The organism is Melaminivora alkalimesophila (genome assembly GCF_000282995.1).
Lineage (GTDB): Bacteria > Pseudomonadota > Gammaproteobacteria > Burkholderiales > Burkholderiaceae_C > Melaminivora > Melaminivora alkalimesophila.
Window position 1 is genome coordinate 1 of sequence record NZ_ALEE01000665.1, and the last position, 235, is coordinate 235.

A 235-nucleotide genomic window follows, 5' to 3' on the forward strand; every position below is an offset into this window, starting at 1 on the left:
CCCTGCCGCGCCAGGCGCAGGAGCGCTGCCTCGTCCACGCGCTCGCGCACCAGCTCGAGGTGCACGTCCGGGTTGATGGCGCGCACCGCCTCGGCGGCCGATTGCACCTTGCCCATGCCGACGCGCGCGCTGGTGTGGGCGATCTGGCGCTGCAGGTTGGTCAGGTCCACCACGTCGTCGTCCACCAGGGTAAGCGTGCCGACGCCGGCCGAGCCGAGGAACAGGGCGGCCGGCG

General features: G+C 74.0%; 1 protein-coding gene. It reads right to left on the reverse strand.

The window, feature by feature from the left end:
- A partial coding sequence (locus tag A612_RS12960) for a HesA/MoeB/ThiF family protein (RefSeq protein WP_040436869.1) occupies positions 1–235 on the reverse strand: 235 nt, incomplete at both ends.